General features: G+C 72.1%; 13 protein-coding genes. 9 read left to right on the forward strand and 4 right to left on the reverse strand.

What is annotated here, in order from left to right:
- Positions 1–85: 85 nt before the first annotated feature.
- The 7 genes from SPRI_RS12730 (at position 86) to SPRI_RS12760 (ending at position 8,843) form a co-directional block, all read left to right on the forward strand.
- Complete coding sequence (locus SPRI_RS12730) at positions 86–898, forward strand: nucleotidyltransferase domain-containing protein (protein ID WP_053556937.1); 813 nt, start codon at positions 86–88, stop codon at positions 896–898.
- 137 nt (positions 899–1,035) lie between these two features.
- Positions 1,036–1,677 (forward strand): GNAT family N-acetyltransferase, encoded by a 642-nt coding sequence (locus SPRI_RS12735; protein ID WP_037773761.1) that lies wholly within the window; start codon positions 1,036–1,038, stop codon positions 1,675–1,677.
- A 123-nt stretch (positions 1,678–1,800) separates the two neighbouring features.
- The gene (locus SPRI_RS12740) at positions 1,801–2,496 is read left to right on the forward strand and encodes a spermidine synthase family protein (protein ID WP_005312020.1); all 696 of its coding nucleotides are present in this window, start codon (positions 1,801–1,803) and stop codon (positions 2,494–2,496) included.
- Positions 2,497–2,599: 103 nt separating this feature from the next.
- Positions 2,600–3,337, forward strand: a complete 738-nt coding sequence (locus tag SPRI_RS12745; protein WP_037776309.1) for a response regulator transcription factor — start codon at positions 2,600–2,602, stop codon at positions 3,335–3,337.
- Positions 3,334–4,440: a HAMP domain-containing sensor histidine kinase gene (locus SPRI_RS12750; protein WP_005312024.1), complete on the forward strand. Its 1,107-nt coding sequence runs from the start codon at positions 3,334–3,336 to the stop codon at positions 4,438–4,440. Before SPRI_RS12745 ends, SPRI_RS12750 begins: the two co-directional genes overlap by 4 nt.
- Before the next feature lie 323 nt (positions 4,441–4,763).
- A complete protein-coding gene (locus tag SPRI_RS12755) occupies positions 4,764–8,582 on the forward strand; it encodes a multifunctional oxoglutarate decarboxylase/oxoglutarate dehydrogenase thiamine pyrophosphate-binding subunit/dihydrolipoyllysine-residue succinyltransferase subunit (RefSeq protein WP_053557736.1) in 3,819 nt (1,272 codons plus the stop codon).
- A 78-nt stretch (positions 8,583–8,660) separates the two neighbouring features.
- Positions 8,661–8,843 carry a DUF6104 family protein gene (locus SPRI_RS12760; protein WP_005312030.1) on the forward strand — a complete coding sequence of 61 codons (183 nt, stop codon included), beginning with the start codon at positions 8,661–8,663 and terminating at the stop codon, positions 8,841–8,843.
- A 176-nt stretch (positions 8,844–9,019) separates the two neighbouring features.
- On the opposite strand, the gene SPRI_RS12765 is transcribed toward SPRI_RS12760, so the two are convergent.
- Positions 9,020–9,778 (reverse strand): hypothetical protein, encoded by a 759-nt coding sequence (locus SPRI_RS12765; RefSeq protein ID WP_053556938.1) that lies wholly within the window; start codon positions 9,776–9,778, stop codon positions 9,020–9,022.
- 170 nt (positions 9,779–9,948) lie between these two features.
- Between SPRI_RS12765 and SPRI_RS12770 the strand changes: the two genes are divergently transcribed.
- Positions 9,949–10,818: a DUF4097 family beta strand repeat-containing protein gene (locus SPRI_RS12770; RefSeq protein WP_037773765.1), complete on the forward strand. Its 870-nt coding sequence runs from the start codon at positions 9,949–9,951 to the stop codon at positions 10,816–10,818.
- Position 10,819: 1 nt separating this feature from the next.
- Complete coding sequence (locus SPRI_RS12775) at positions 10,820–11,824, forward strand: PadR family transcriptional regulator (protein WP_053556939.1); 1,005 nt, start codon at positions 10,820–10,822, stop codon at positions 11,822–11,824.
- Positions 11,825–11,851: 27 nt separating this feature from the next.
- On the opposite strand, the gene SPRI_RS12780 is transcribed toward SPRI_RS12775, so the two are convergent.
- From SPRI_RS12780 to SPRI_RS12790, 3 genes are read right to left on the reverse strand one after another with little or no spacing between them, the layout of a single operon-like run.
- A complete protein-coding gene (locus SPRI_RS12780) occupies positions 11,852–12,424 on the reverse strand; it encodes a Clp protease N-terminal domain-containing protein (protein ID WP_053556940.1) in 573 nt (190 codons plus the stop codon).
- A complete protein-coding gene (locus SPRI_RS12785) occupies positions 12,424–12,633 on the reverse strand; it encodes a helix-turn-helix domain-containing protein (protein WP_005312042.1) in 210 nt (69 codons plus the stop codon). Before SPRI_RS12785 ends, SPRI_RS12780 begins: the two co-directional genes overlap by 1 nt.
- Before the next feature lie 48 nt (positions 12,634–12,681).
- Entirely contained in the window at positions 12,682–15,438 is a 2,757-nt protein-coding gene (locus SPRI_RS12790; protein ID WP_078951244.1) for a type 1 periplasmic-binding domain-containing protein, read from the reverse strand.
- Positions 15,439–15,459 lie beyond the last annotated feature (21 nt).

Here is a 15,459-nt window from a genome sequence, read left to right on the forward strand (position 1 = left end):
TGGATTGTTCCCCGGCCGCTGTTCGCTCTGAGCGATCGCCGAAATCCGGTGGGCGACAGGGCCCGGCCCGGGCGACAGTGACCCGATGGAGAGCAAAGGGCTGAACCCGGACGGGTCCATCGCGCGCGAAGGGGCGCTCGACCGCGTGACCGCGGCCTTCGCGCCCGTCGTGGCCGCCGCCCGGAGTCAGATCGCCGGCCGCTTCGGCGACGGCAGGCTGCACAGCGCCTATCTCTACGGGAGCATTCCGCGCGGCACCGCCGTGCCCGGCGTCTCGGACCTCGACCTGCTGCTGGTCCTTCACGAGGAGCCCACGGCGCGGGACCGGGCGGACGCCGACGCGATGGAGGCGGTGCTCGACGGGGAGTCCGAGGCGATCGACGGCGCCGGCGTCCTGATCGTCGGGGCCGGGGCGGCACTCGATGAAGCGGAACGGTACGACCTGGGCTTCTTCATCTCCTGCCTCTGCACCCCGCTGACCGGCGAGGACCTCGCGGCGCGCCTGCCCGCCCAGTACCCCACGTCGCTGCTGGCCCGCGAGACCAACGGCGATCTCGATCTCGTCCTGCCGCGCTGGCGCGCCCGGCTGCGGGACGCCGGGACGGACACCGCCCGGCTGGCGCTGTGCCGGAGGGCCGCGCGGCGCCTCGTACGGTCGGGGTTCACGCTGGTGATGCCCCGCTGGGGCGGCTGGACCAGCGACCTGGAGGCGTCGGCCGAGCTGTTCGCCGGCCATTACCCGCAGCGGGCCGCCCAGATGCGGCTGGCCGCCGCGGCCGCCCGCCGCCCTACGCCGGACGAGGCGGTGATCCGCACGCTGGTCGAGGACCTGGGCCCGTGGCTGGCCGGGGAGTACACGGCGGTGCACGGGACCAAGGCGGTGCGGCCGGCGCCGTGAGCGCCCACCCCGTGCTTGTGACCCACATCACCCCGGGAGCAGGTCGCGATCGCCCGTCGCAGCGTTGTGTAATAGGTGCTCCAGCACTTCATCTATTACCGATCGCCTTTGTCCCCGAATTGCCGAGGAGTTCCCGCATGCCCTTCCGGTCGACCGCGGAAATCGTCCACGCCTGGGTCCACGGCTGGGTCGTCTCACGCGGCGCGGCGGATCCCGTGCCCAGACCCTGGGGCTTCACGGTGGACGTCGGCCAGGTCAAGCACGCCACCCGCCACGTCCTCACCGCGGACGACGAGGCCACCGTGCGCAAGGTCGCCGCGGAGGTGGCGGCGCCGACGGTGTGGCTGAAGGTCTTCGCCGACCCCGACCGCGTCCTCGAATGGGCGGGACCCGAGTGGGCCGTCGACGAGCCCGGCTGGCTGATGGCCACCGAACTGCGCCGCACCCCGACGGCAGTACCCGCCGGCTACACACTGAGGACCTGGACGCGCGGCGGTGTCGTCCGTGCCCTGGTCGTGGGACCGGACGGTTCGTTCGCGGCACGCGCCCAGATCGCCCCGACCGGCCGCACGGCCGTCGTCGACCAGGTGGAGACCGCGCCCGAGCACCGCCGCAAGGGCCTCGGCCGGCTGGTGATGCACACGCTCCACAACGCCGCCCTCGACCACGGGGCCCGCGTCGGCGTGCTGGGCGGCACGCCGGACGGCAGGGCCCTCTACGAGTCCCTGGGCTGGCGGACCCACGCACCGCTGGTCAGCCTCTGCCACCGGCCGGCCTGAGCGCCCGGCACTTACGGGCAGGCCCGCCCACGGCCCCTTATCCGTTTGTCCCCTTCGCGACGGCCCGTCCAAGATGGGCCCCGATCCCTGTCGTCCCGTACAGCCGCCCGGAGGTCGCCCGTCATGCCCTTCCCCGCCGCAGACGCCCCTGTCACCCTCGACCGACGGGAAGGGTCCTGTGGGGAGGTCGTGCTGCGCAGACGGGGATCAGGTGAAGAGTCGGTGCACGAAATCATCGCGAACGGCTGCTTCCTGATGGACACCTCCGACGGGAGGTCGGAGCGGCTGCTGGTCGACGCCGCCCGCCGGGCGATCGGCACCGGGAACGTCGCTCCCCGCGTCCTCATCGGCGGGCTCGGGGTCGGCTTCTCGCTCGCCCACGCCGCCGCCGACCCGTCCTGGCGGCGGATCGCCGTGGTGGAGCGGGAACAGGCCATCATCGACTGGCACCGCGGCGGCCCCCTCGCCGCCATCTCCGGCGACGCCCTCGGCGACCCCCGCTGCGTGATCCTTCACACGGATCTCCTCGAACACCTCCACTCGACCACGGACCGTTATGACGCTCTGTGCCTGGACATCGACAACGGGCCCGACTGGACCGTCACCGAGGACAACGGCGATCTCTACTCGCCGTCCGGACTCGCCGCGTGCAAAAGCGCGTTGGACCCCGGCGGGGTGCTGGCCGTATGGTCCGCGAAGCCGTCCACCAGCTTCGAGGACGCGTTGCGGAATGCCGGGTTCAGCGGGGTAAGAACCGAAGAGATCCGCCTTGCCCGGGGCGTACCGGACGTGGTCCACCTCGGCGTTCGCCCTGCGTAGCCGGGACGCCGTCGCTGCCTTTACGCTGCTGGACTACACACGGGATCCATCCACGAGCCGGATCCACATGCAGCTCGCAGAGAACGCGTACAAGGGCGGGGCGATGGAGCAGACACACACCACGCAAAACGGCGTCGCGGCCACACCCGGGGCCCAGCGCCGGGTGCTGGTGGTCGAGGACGACGCCACGATCGTCGACGCCATCGCCGCGCGGCTGCGGGCGGAGGGCTTCCTGGTACAGACGGCGCTGGACGGCCCGGCGGCCGTCGACGCCGCGGACGCCTGGCAGCCGGACCTGATGGTCCTCGACGTCATGCTGCCCGGCTTCGACGGACTGGAGGTCTGCCGCCGGGTGCAGGCACAGCGGCCGGTTCCGGTGCTGATGCTCACGGCCCGTGACGACGAGACGGACATGCTCGTCGGGCTCGGCGTCGGCGCCGACGACTACATGACCAAGCCGTTCTCCATGCGCGAGCTCGCGGCCAGGGTGCACGTCCTGCTGCGGCGCGTGGAGCGGGCGGCGCTCGCCGCGGTCACACCGCGCAGCGGCATCCTGCGCCTCGGCGAACTGGAGATCGACCACGCACAGCGCCGGGTACGGGTCCGGGCGGAGGACGTCCATCTGACGCCCACCGAGTTCGACCTGCTGGTGTGCCTCGCGAACACGCCGCGCGCCGTCCTCTCCCGTGAGCAGCTGCTCGCCGAGGTGTGGGACTGGGCGGACGCCTCCGGGACCCGCACCGTCGACAGCCACATCAAGGCCCTGCGCCGCAAGATCGGCGCCGAGCGCATCCGCACCGTCCACGGGGTCGGTTACGCGCTGGAGACGCCGGCGCCATGAAACGGCGGCGGCCGGGCGGTGGACCGGGCAGACGGCTGAGTACCGCGTCCATCACGATATCGATCAAGACCAAGCTCAGCACGCTCGTGGTGGTCTCGGTCTTCATCACCACCGGTCTCATGCTGATGGCGTTCCACAGCAAGACCGAGGTGCGGTTCATCACGGTCTTCACGATCATCGCGACCCTGCTGATCACCCAGTTCGTGGCGCACGGCCTGACCGCGCCGCTGGACGAGATGAACACGGTCGCCAAGGGCATATCCCACGGCGACTACACCCGCCGTGTGCGCGGCGCCGACCGCCGGGACGAGCTCGGCGACCTCGCCTCCACGATCAACCGCATGGCCGACGACCTCGAGGCCGTGGACCGGCACCGCAAGGAGCTGGTCGCCAACGTCTCGCACGAGCTGCGCACCCCCATCGCCGCGCTGCGCGCCGTGCTGGAGAACGTCGTCGACGGGGTCTCCGCCGCCGACCCGGAGACGATGCGCACCGCCCTGAAGCAGACGGAGCGCCTCGGCCGTCTGGTCGAGACACTGCTCGACCTGTCCCGGCTCGACAACGGCGTGCTGCCGCTGAAAGCCCGGCGCTTCGAGGTGTGGCCGTATCTGTCCGGGGTGCTGAAGGAGGCCAATCTCGCCTCCTCGCGACGCAACCTTGCCTCCGGCTCCGGCCACCACACGCGCACCGACGTCCATCTCCATCTGGACGTCTCACCGCCGGACCTGACCGCGCACGCGGACGCGGAGCGGTTGCACCAGGTGGTGGCCAACCTGATCGACAACGCCGTGAAGCACTCTCCGCCGCACGGGCGGGTGACCGTACGGGCCCGGCGCGGCCCGCACCCCGAGTCGCTGGACCTCGAGGTGGTGGACGAGGGCCCGGGCATCCCCGAGCAGGAGCGCCACCGGGTCTTCGAGCGTTTCAACCGGGGCGGCGTCCCCTCGCCGCACGGGCCGGGCAGCGACGGCGGTACCGGCCTCGGGCTGGCGATCGCCCGCTGGGCGGTCGATCTGCACGGCGGCCGCATCGGGGTGGCCGAATCCGCACACGGCTGCCGCATCCAGGTCACCCTTCCGGGGCTCAGGACGGCACGCCCTTGACGTAGGGTTCGAACCGGAAGTGCAGATTCTCCGTGTAAGCGTTCGAGACACGGGAAGTCGAAGTGCACAGCTGCGGAAAGCAGCCGGTCAGCACGTCGCCGGCCATCCGTCAGGGGTGCGGGCCAGGGGCCCGTGACCGCCGTCAGGCGTACCCCCGCGCGACCGAACCATGCTTGTTTCCCGCCATTAACAGCCCCGAAACGCGCCGTTCGGTGTGACTTGCGCGACGTTGACCGGCCCGGTCTGCACCTCCCGGCCAGGGAGGCGTAGCCTTTATTTCCGCTGTCCATCACCTTGTGAAGCGGAAGAGGGCGGTTCTCGCCGTGTCGTCTCAGTCCCCCAGTAACTCGAGCATCTCGACCGACCAAGCCGGGCAGGGTCAGAACCCTGCCGCCGCCTTCGGTGCCAATGAGTGGCTCGTCGACGAGATCTACCAGCAGTACCTCCAGGATCCGAATTCGGTCGACCGTGCCTGGTGGGACTTCTTCGCCGACTACAAGCCGGGAGCGGCCGCCACGGCGGACGCCCCCGCCGCCGGCGCGAAGCAGACTCAGAGCGACGCGGCCGCGGTGACCGCGGCCGCACCCGCCCCGGCCGCCGCTCCGGCCCGGCCCGAGACCCCGGCGCAGCCCGCGCCGGCCGCCCCGGCACCAGCCGCACCGGCCGCTCCCGCCGCCCAGGCCCCGGCCCCCGCCAAGGCGGCTCCCGCGGCCGCCCCGGCGAAGCCCGCCGCCAAGCCGGCGCCCGCCGCGAAGGCCGACGGCTCGCAGGCCGAGGGTCCCGAGTTCGTGACGCTGCGCGGCCCGGCCGCCGCGGTCGCGAAGAACATGAACGCCTCGCTGGAGCTGCCCACGGCCACGTCCGTGCGCGCGGTGCCGGTGAAGCTGCTCTTCGACAACCGCATCGTCATCAACAACCACCTCAAGCGCGCCCGCGGCGGGAAGATCTCCTTCACGCACCTCATCGGGTACGCGATGGTGCAGGCCATCAAGGCCATGCCGTCGATGAACTGGTCCTTCGCGGAGAAGGACGGCAAGCCGACCCTGGTCAAGCCGGACCACGTCAACTTCGGTCTGGCCATCGACCTGGTGAAGCCGAACGGCGACCGCCAGCTGGTCGTCGCGGGCATCAAGAAGGCCGAGACGCTGAACTTCTTCGAGTTCTGGCAGGCCTACGAGGACATCGTCCGCCGTGCCCGCACCAACAAGCTGACGATGGACGACTTCACCGGTGTCACCGTCTCGCTGACCAACCCCGGCGGCCTCGGCACCGTCCACTCCGTGCCGCGTCTGATGCCCGGACAGTCGGTCATCATGGGCGTCGGCTCCATGGACTACCCGGCGGAGTTCCAGGGCACGTCGCAGGACACCCTGAACAAGCTGGGCATCTCCAAGGTGATGACCCTCACCTCGACGTACGACCACCGCGTCATCCAGGGCGCCGCGTCGGGCGAGTTCCTGCGGATCGTCGCCAACTTCCTCCTCGGCGAGGAAGGGTTCTACGACGAGATCTTCGAGTCGCTGCGCATCCCCTACGAGCCGGTCCGCTGGCTCAAGGACATCGACGCCTCGCACGACGACGACGTCACCAAGGCGGCCCGCGTCTTCGAGCTGATCCACTCCTACCGGGTCCGCGGCCACGTCATGGCCGACACCGACCCGCTGGAGTACCGCCAGCGCAAGCACCCCGACCTCGACATCACCGAGCACGGGCTCACCCTGTGGGACCTGGAGCGCGAGTTCGCCGTCGGCGGCTTCGCCGGCAAGTCGATGATGAAGCTGCGCGACATCCTCGGCGTGCTGCGTGAGTCGTACTGCCGCACCACCGGCATCGAGTTCATGCACATCCAGGACCCGAAGCAGCGCAAGTGGCTGCAGGACCGGGTCGAGCGCGCCGCCTCCAAGCCGGAGCGCGAGGAGCAGCTGCGCATCCTGCGCCGGCTGAACGCAGCGGAGGCCTTCGAGATCTTCCTGCAGACGAAGTACGTCGGCCAGAAGCGCTTCTCGCTGGAGGGCGGCGAGTCCGTCATCCCGCTGCTCGACGCGGTCATCGACTCGGCGGCCGAGTCGCGCCTGGACGAGGTCGTCATCGGCATGGCCCACCGCGGCCGCCTGAACGTGCTGGCGAACATCGTGGGCAAGTCGTACGCCCAGATCTTCCGGGAGTTCGAGGGCAACCTCGACCCGAAGTCGATGCACGGCTCCGGTGACGTGAAGTACCACCTGGGCGCCGAGGGCACCTTCACCGGTCTCGACGGTGAGCAGATCAAGGTCTCGCTCGTCGCCAACCCCTCCCACCTGGAGGCCGTGGACCCGGTCCTCGAGGGTGTCTCCCGCGCCAAGCAGGACGTCATCAACAAGGGCGGCACGGACTTCACGGTCCTGCCGATCGCCCTGCACGGTGACGCGGCCTTCGCGGGCCAGGGTGTCGTCGCCGAGACGCTCAACATGTCGCAGCTGCGCGGCTACCGCACCGGCGGCACGGTCCACGTCGTCATCAACAACCAGGTCGGCTTCACCGCCGCCCCGGAGTCCTCGCGTTCCTCGATGTACGCGACCGACGTGGCCCGCATGATCGAGGCGCCGATCTTCCACGTGAACGGCGACGACCCGGAGGCCGTCGTGCGCGTGGCGCGGCTCGCCTTCGAGTTCCGCCAGGCGTTCAACAAGGACGTCGTGATCGACCTCATCTGCTACCGCCGCCGCGGTCACAACGAGGGCGACAACCCCTCGTTCACCAACCCGCAGATGTACAACCTGATCGACAAGAAGCGCTCGGTGCGCAAGCTCTACACCGAGTCGCTGATCGGTCGCGGCGACATCACGCTGGAAGAGGCGGAGCAGTCGCTCCAGGACTTCCAGGGTCAGCTGGAGAAGGTGTTCGCGGAGGTCCGCGAGGCCACCAGCCACCCGGCCCCGGCCCATGTCCCGGACGTCGAGGCCGAGTTCCCGGTCGCGGTCAACACGGCGGTCTCCCAGGAGGTCGTCAAGCGGATCGCCGAGTCCCAGGTGAACATCCCCGACAACATCACCGTGCACCCGCGGCTCATGCCGCAGATGCAGCGCCGCGCGGCGTCCGTCGAGGACGGCACCATCGACTGGGGCATGGGCGAGACCCTCGCCATCGGCTCGCTGCTGATGGAGGGCACCCCGGTCCGTCTCTCCGGCCAGGACACCCGCCGCGGCACGTTCGGCCAGCGCCACGCGGTGCTGGTGGACCAGGAGACCGGCGAGGACTACACCCCGCTGCTCTACCTGTCCGAGGACCAGGCCCGCTACAACGTCTACGACTCGCTGCTCAGCGAGTACGCGGCGATGGGCTTCGAGTACGGCTACTCGCTGGCCCGGCCCGACGCGCTGGTCATGTGGGAGGCCCAGTTCGGTGACTTCGTCAACGGCGCGCAGACCGTCGTCGACGAGTTCATCTCCTCCGCCGAGCAGAAGTGGGGCCAGCACTCCGGCGTCACGCTGCTCCTGCCGCACGGCTACGAGGGCCAGGGCCCGGACCACAGCTCCGCGCGTCCCGAGCGCTTCCTTCAGATGTGCGCGCAGGACAACATGACGGTCGCCATGCCGACGCTGCCGTCGAACTACTTCCACCTGCTGCGCTGGCAGGTCCACAACCCGCACCACAAGCCGCTGATCGTCTTCACCCCGAAGTCGATGCTGCGTCTGAAGGCCGCGGCGTCCAAGGTGGAGGAGTTCACCACCGGCGGCTTCCGCCCGGTGATCGGGGACGACTCGGTCGACCCGAACGCCGTCCGCAAGGTCGTCTTCTGCTCCGGCAAGGTCTACTACGACCTGGAGGCCGAGCGGGAGAAGCGCGGCGTCACGGACACGGCGATCATCCGCCTCGAGCGTCTGTACCCGCTGCCGGGTGCGGAGGTCCAGGCCGAGATCGCCAAGTACCCGAACGCCGAGAAGTACCTGTGGACGCAGGAGGAGCCGGCGAACCAGGGTGCCTGGCCGTTCATCGCGCTCAACCTGATCGACCACCTCGACCTGGCCGTCGGCGCGGACATCCCGCACGGCGAGCGTCTGCGCCGCATCTCGCGCCCGCACAGCTCGTCCCCGGCGGTGGGTTCGGCGAAGCGTCACCAGGCGGAGCAGCAGCAGCTGGTCAACGAGGTCTTCGACGCGTAACCGAGGGCTCTCAAGGCTCGTCGACTGCCTGGCCCGGCCCCGCGAACACCACGCGGGGCCGGGCCATATTCTGTTCGTATGTACTTCACCGATCGCGGTATCGAGGAGCTGGAGAAGCGGCGCGGCGAGGAGGAGGTCACCTTCGAGTGGCTCGCCGAGCAGCTTCGGACCTTCGTCGACCTCAACCCGGACTTCGAGGTTCCTGTCGAACGCCTCGCCACCTGGCTGGCCCGCCTGGACGACGAGGACGACGAGGAGTAGCAGCCGCCGCGCCGGGCCTGCCCCGTTCGTCGCCGTCCGTTTCCCGCGCAGGAGAGATCCCTTGCCCGCCGGTCCGTTTCCCGGCAGGAGAGACCCCTTGCCCGCCGGTCCGTTTCCCGGCAGGAGAGACCCCGGCCCGTCCGTCCGTGGGCCGGGGAGCGCGAACCGGGAGCCCGTCAGGACCGCAGCCGCTCCCGCAAGGGCGGCACCAGCCCGTGCACGATGAGCACCGCCCCCGCCGCCGCCCATCCTCCGCTGCGCCGTCGCGCCCCGAACGCCACCAGTGCCAGCCCCGCCGCCAGCTGGACCGCGGCCGCCGCCCGGAACCAGGAGGCGTGCGGCCCGGCCGGCGGCTCCGGCCGGACGGCGGGGGTGCTCTCCTCGACGGCCGCCGCGTGCGCGGCGGTGCGGAGGGCGTCCGCCGGGGCGCCGGGCGCCAGGCCGGCGGGGAGGGCGAGGCCGTGACGGGTGAGCACGGCCGCCAGCCCGACGAGCCTGGCCCTCGCGTCGGACTCGGGGTCGGCGACCGTCAGCTGCTCGAGGGCCTGGACGTCGAGGACCGGGTCGAGCCCGAGCCGCGCGGCGAAGGTCCGCATCGCCTCGTCCTCGCCGACCGGGGTGCCGTCCGCGAACCAGATGTATCCGACCGGGCGGCGGAACCCGGAGGCCATGGTGAACCCGGCCCCGTCGCCGTCCCACCAGAGCGCCAGGACGGGCCGGCCGGTGCCGATCGACAGGGCGGCCGCCCAGCCGCCCAGCACGGCGTCCACCGGCTCGCCGCCCTCCAGCCAGGGGCTGTTCTCGGGGACGAGCACGCTCCAACCCTCCCCGGCCGGGGCGAGGGCCATCGGTTCGCGCAGCAGGCGGGCCGGGAACCGTACGGTCGCGGGGTCGGCACGGCAGAGCAGCAGGGCTCCCACTGGTGTCGCGTTCATGCCCCCACGCTAGGGCAGTTTGCCCCGCAATCGCCGCCATTGGGGCGCGTCGCCCGGGCGAGGACGTCCGCGCGCGAGCACCCGCGCTTGACATCACCCCACCGCGATATATCGTGTTGGCATCTAGACGCGATATGTTGCGTCGCGGCCGGCCCCGGGAGGTCAGCACCATGGCAGAGACGACGTGGGAAGTCGCCGAGCCCCAGAAGCTCACCTTCGACGACCCGCTGACGACGCTGAACGTGCGCGTCGTCAACGGGACGGTCAACGTCGTGGGCACGGACGAAGGTTCCGCACGCCTCGAGGTCTCCGAGATCGAGGGTCCGCCCCTGGTCGTGACCAGGGACGGGTCCACCCTGACCATCGCCTACGAGGACCTGCCCTGGCAGGGGTTCCTCAAGTGGCTCGACCGCAAGGGCCACCGCCGCAGCGCCGTCGTGTCGGTCGCGGTGCCCGCGGCGACGAGTGTCGAGGTCGGTGTCGTCGGCGCGGGTGCGGTCGTCTCCGGCATACGGGGCACGACGGTGGTGCGCGGCGTCAGCGGCGACACCACCCTGGTGGGGCTGTCGGGCGCCGTCCGCGCCGACACCGTCACCGGCAACCTCGAGGCCCAGTCGGTCACCGGTGACCTGCGCTACAACTCCGTCTCCGGCGACCTGACCGTGATCGACGGCGCGGGCGCCGGCGTGAAGGCCGACTCGGTCAGCGGCGACATGGTCATCGACCTCGATACGGCGGGGCGGCCCACGGACATCCGGCTGACCACGGTCTCCGGTGAGATCGCGGTCCGGCTGCCGCACCCGGCGGACGCCCGCGTCGACGCGAACACGGCGAGCGGTGCGATCTCCAACGCCTTCGACACCCTGCGGGTCAGCGGCCAGTGGGGCGCCAAGCGGATCACCGGAACCCTGGGCGCGGGCAACGGGACGCTGAAGGCGACCACCGTCTCCGGTTCCATCGCCCTGCTCCGCCGGCCTCCGGCAGAGGAAGATCCCTACGGGGAAACACCCGTGGACGCCCCGAGTGGGAAGGTGGTCTGACATGCCCCCCGTCTTCGCCCACGGCCGGCTCCGCCTCTATCTGCTGAAACTGCTCGACGAGGCGCCGCGCCACGGCTACGAGGTCATCCGCCTGCTCGAGGAGCGGTTCCAGGGTCTGTACGCGCCGAGCGCCGGCACGGTCTACCCGCGGCTGGCCAAGCTGGAGGCCGAGGGTCTCGTCACCCACGCCACCGAGGGCGGCCGCAAGGTCTACTCGATCACCGACGCCGGCCGGGCCGAACTGGCCGGACGCAGCGGCGAACTGGCCGACCTGGAACTGGAGATCCGCGACTCGGTCTCCGAACTGGCCGCGGAGATCCGCGACGACGTCCGCGGCGCGGCGGGCAAGCTGCGCAGCGAGATGCGCGCGGCGGCGACCCGGACCCGCAAGGCCGGTACCGGCAAGGGCGAATGGAGCCCCGGCCGCGGTGACTTCGGCGACCTCGGGGACCTCGGCGACCTCACGGACAACGAGTCGTGGCGGGCCGCGAAGGAGGAGCTGAAGCGCGCCAAGCAGGAGTGGAAGGAGCAGGCGCGCCGCGCGAAGGACGAGTCGCGCCGGGCCCGCGAGGACGCCCAGCAGGCACGCCGCCAGGCGCGGGAGGCGCAGGAGACCGCCCGTGCCGAGATGCAGCGCATCGCCCGGCAGGTGCAGGAACAGGTGCAGGACCACTTCGCCCGCGGCGACTGGCCGACCGGTGTGCGTGAGGGCCTGTCGGAGCTGACCGGTCAGCTCGGCGGACTGGCGCGGGGCACGGCCTGGCCGCCGTTCGTCAAGCCGGAACCCGCGGACACGGACCCGGACTGGGCGAAGGACACCGTGGACCCGAAGGACTCCGCCGACCCGGCCCGTGACCTGGAGCGGCTGCTCGACCGCTTCCGGGACGACGTACGGGACGCGGCCCGGGACCACGGTGTGTCGGTGGAGCAGCTCGGCGAGGCCCGCCGCCATCTGTCGACGGCGGCGGCCCACATCGTCGCCCTGCTGCGCGGCGGCAAGGACTGACCGGGCGGGGCGGCAGGCGCGGCCGGGTCAGCCGGCCCGCGCCGCGCCGCCGTCCGCCCCGCCGAACATCGCCCGCTCCAGCGCTCCGTACGTCGCCCCGTGTTCGGCGAGCACCTCCGCGACGACGCCGCGGCCCGAGGCGAGGGCCAGCAGGAGGTGCTCCGCGCCGATGGTCCGGTCCCGCCGGCCGAGGGCGATCCGCAGCGACTTCTCCAGGGCCGTCTTCGCCTCCCGGGTAAAGGCCCGGTGGCCCGACCACCAGCGCCGGTCCTTGCGGTCGCCGGCCAGCGCGCCGGCCCCGTGGACCTCCTCGGCCCTGGCGACGATCGCACCGACGTCGATGCCCAGGCCGGCCAGGGCCTCCTCGTCCGCCTTGGTCATACCGCCGCGCCGGCGCACATCGGCCAGCGACGCCTCGAGCGCGGCCCGCCGGTCCATGACGCCGAGGGCCGTGAACGCGAAGGCGGTGCGTGAGCTGCCGAGGTCCAGCAGGGCAAGGAGCAGGTGCTCCTCCGTGACCGTGGACGAATCGGCCCGTTCCGCGCACTCGGTTGCGCCGAGCACCACCGCACGGGCCTCCTTGGTGAAGCGTTCGAACATCACAGCCTCCCGTGCTTCTTGTGGACCGCCTGGCGGCTGACTCCGAGTTCCGCCGCGATCTCCTGCCACGACCAGCCCTGATTGCGGGCGCTTCTGACCTGTACGGCTTCCAGCTGCTCCAGCAGCCGCCGCAGCGCGGCGACCGCCCGCAGCCCGACGCGGGGATCGCGATCGCCCGCGCGCTCGGCGAGATCTGTTGCTTCGGTCATGACTGTCAACCTACATTGACAAGCGGGAGGCGTCAACCACAGTTGACATCAGGGGCAGGGATGCTTCCCCTGCCCCCAGACGTCGCGCACGTCACCGCGCGCCACCGTCCCGCACAGCAGCACCGTCCGCGACCCCTTGGCGCCGCCCTGCTCCACCGCCGTCAGCTTCTTCTCCGTCAGCCGGCCGCCGCCGGCCGCACCGTGCGCCTCGATCCGCCCGGTCGCCCCGTCGAACCCCCCACCGCCGAGCCCCTGGTAGAGCACCGCCTGCAGCAGCCCGCGGTCGAGTCGCTCGTCGTTGCCGCCCGTTCCGCGCCAGGCCTGGTCGACGCCCTCCGCCAGATACCGCATCGCGTCCCAGGCGAGCGCCACATGGGCGTCCTGCCGCATCGCGCCGGTACGGGCGCCGTGGTCGTTCGCGTAGGTGCGGTCGTACGCCGAGAGGAAGGCGCCGGCCTCGCCGCTCGCGCCGGACAGGGCTGGGGCCCTGCCGTGCGAGACGTAGTACAGCGTCAGCCCGGCGAAGACCTCCCACGGACGGCGTTCCTCCGTCAGCGCGTTGGTGACGTCGTCACCGCCGAGCACACTGACCTCCGGGCAGTCGCGGGCGTCGCGCGCCAATTCCCCCAGGAACAGCTGGAAGTGGCTGCCCCGGCCCGCCCACACCACCGCCGTGCGCGGCTCGGCCGCCACCGCACGGCACACCTCACGCGCCAGATCCTCCACGGCCTGGACCGAGGGCCCCACCGGCCCGCCCGGCACCGGCGAGGGCTCCGGCGCGTCCGTCGGCGTGTAGAGGAGCATGTCGGTGCGTCCGTCGCCGTACGCCGAGCGGAACGCCGTCGCCAGGCTCGCGCTGTACGCGTCCGAGGGGTCGGCGATCAGCCGAACGCGGAGCGCGGTCCTGCCGTCCACCATCGCGGCGTGCTCGGCGAAGGACGCCATCACCTGGCCGGCCCGGGTGTCCGTCGGTGCGGTCTGGTAGTAGTGCTCGCCCTGGCGGAGCAGCTCGTCGGCGGTGCCGGAGGTGCCGACCATCGGCAGGCCTGCCTCGTCGAGGATGGCCATCGCCTCGTAGGTGCGCCGCCTGCTCTGCCCGAAACCGACGACCCCGACGATGGAACGGTCCTTCTCCGCGAGGTCGACGATCCGCCGGGCCACCGCCGGGGCGTCCTTGAACCGGTCGCCCGCGTTCGCGGCGAGCACCCGCAGCGGCACCCGCTCACCGGTGCGCAGGGCCTGCGCGTTCACGTACGCCTGCGCGAGGGCCAGGCCCCGCAGTTCGGCGAGCGTGCCGCCGCGCACCGGGTCCTCCGCGTCCTTGCCGCCGCTGAGCGGCCCGAAGTACACGACGGTGCGTGAACGCGGCCGCGGGTCGTCGGCGTCCCGGCCGGAGAGCTCCTGCTCCACCTGCTCGTTCTGCTGCTCTATGCGCTGGAGCACGTCCCGTACGGCCCGCTCGCTGTCGCCCGTGCCGAACGACGCGGCCCCCTCCGCGACACCGACGCACTGGCCGTCCGTGCCCAGGAAGGTCGAGCCGAGGCACGGGTCGGGCCCGACGCTCGTGAACGGCACACCGGCGAGCAGCCCCGCGGCGACCACGAGGGCGAGCACCCCGGCGCCGAGCGCGCCGGCCACCTCCACGCCCGGCCCCCAGCGGTGCGTGGGCGGGGCGAGCGTCGGCCAGCGGCCCAGCCAGTACGTCGCCGCCTGATCGTCCTCCGGGCCCTCCTCGACGGGGACCACCATGCCGGAGGGGCGGCCCGGCGGGGTGCCGCGCTGGGCGATGTTGGCGAGATCGGCGCCGGCGGCGGACAGGCCCGGGACCTCGATGTCGGGGATCCGGCTGGCGAGGGTGCGCACACCGGCGGCCACGGCCACCACCGAGGTGCACCGAAGGTCCTCCATGGCCGAACGCAGTTCCCTCAGGAAGCGCTGGATGCGCGATTCGGCGGGGCCTGCCTCCTCCACCAGGAGCACGAAGCGGCTGACCCGGCGCCGCCGCCACGGGTCGAAGGGCCGTTTGCGCCCGGCCGCCTCCAGGTCGGCGAGCAGCGCGTGCACCAGGATCCGGTCGAGCTGCTCGGGGTCGCCCTCCGGGCCGCCTCCCACCAGGTCGAGGGCGGAGCGGAAGAACTCGGAGGGCGGGGTGCCCTGCTGCTGCCGTACCCACTCCGCGTACCACCGGCGGCCTCCGGACCGGCCGCGGCCCAGCATCCGGCGGTTGGCCCGGCGGCCGTACAGGGCCCGCGGCAGCCGCTGGAACAGCGGGCCGGCGATGAAGTTCCACAGCAGCTCGAGCAGCGTGCCGCCGTTCGCCTGGTCCCGGCCGCCCAGCCACCACAGGCTGCGGGCGAGGGCGGAGACCTCCCGGTGCTGGGCGTAGCAGTGGTCCCGCAGCTCCCCCGGACGCCGTTCCATCAGGCCGCCGGCGGCGGGCGCGCAGACGACGGCGCGCAGCAGCCGGTAGGAGGGCAGCCGCAGCCGCCCGGTACCCGGCGGCATCGAGGCGTCGAGCTGGAAGGCGATCTGCTCGAACAGGTCGAGCGGCGGCTCCGCCGGGTCGGCGGGCGCCGCCGGTACGCAGGCGTGCGGGGCGAGCCGCCCCTCCCGGCCGCGTAACCGGGTGCGCAGCCCCGCGACGATCCGGCGGCCGGCCCGCCCGTCGCCCGGCTCGCTCAGGAGCACGACGGGCACCCGGCTGCGGCTGCGCCGCGGCTGCACGACGAGCTTGTCGAAGGCGTCGACGAAGCGTTCGACGCCCGGGTACGCCGGAATCCGGCTCTGTTGTTCCCCCGTTGACACTCTTGTCCTCCCCCTTCACGC

It is taken from the genome of Streptomyces pristinaespiralis, from assembly GCF_001278075.1.
Taxonomy (GTDB): domain Bacteria; phylum Actinomycetota; class Actinomycetes; order Streptomycetales; family Streptomycetaceae; genus Streptomyces; species Streptomyces pristinaespiralis.

Bases quoted from the DNA above. Each gene is read 5' to 3' on its own strand.
- SPRI_RS12730 (WP_053556937.1), top strand. From the start codon at position 86: ATGGAGAGCAAAGGGCTGAACCCGGACGGGTCCATCGCGCGCGAAGGG.
- SPRI_RS12735 (WP_037773761.1), top strand. From the start codon at position 1,036: ATGCCCTTCCGGTCGACCGCGGAAATCGTCCACGCCTGGGTCCACGGC.
- SPRI_RS12740 (WP_005312020.1), top strand. From the start codon at position 1,801: ATGCCCTTCCCCGCCGCAGACGCCCCTGTCACCCTCGACCGACGGGAA.
- SPRI_RS12745 (WP_037776309.1), top strand. From the start codon at position 2,600: ATGGAGCAGACACACACCACGCAAAACGGCGTCGCGGCCACACCCGGG.
- SPRI_RS12750 (WP_005312024.1), top strand. From the start codon at position 3,334: ATGAAACGGCGGCGGCCGGGCGGTGGACCGGGCAGACGGCTGAGTACC.
- SPRI_RS12760 (WP_005312030.1), top strand. From the start codon at position 8,661: ATGTACTTCACCGATCGCGGTATCGAGGAGCTGGAGAAGCGGCGCGGC.
- SPRI_RS12765 (WP_053556938.1), bottom strand. From the start codon at position 9,778: ATGAACGCGACACCAGTGGGAGCCCTGCTGCTCTGCCGTGCCGACCCC.
- SPRI_RS12770 (WP_037773765.1), top strand. From the start codon at position 9,949: ATGGCAGAGACGACGTGGGAAGTCGCCGAGCCCCAGAAGCTCACCTTC.
- SPRI_RS12775 (WP_053556939.1), top strand. From the start codon at position 10,820: ATGCCCCCCGTCTTCGCCCACGGCCGGCTCCGCCTCTATCTGCTGAAA.
- SPRI_RS12780 (WP_053556940.1), bottom strand. From the start codon at position 12,424: ATGTTCGAACGCTTCACCAAGGAGGCCCGTGCGGTGGTGCTCGGCGCA.
- SPRI_RS12785 (WP_005312042.1), bottom strand. From the start codon at position 12,633: ATGACCGAAGCAACAGATCTCGCCGAGCGCGCGGGCGATCGCGATCCC.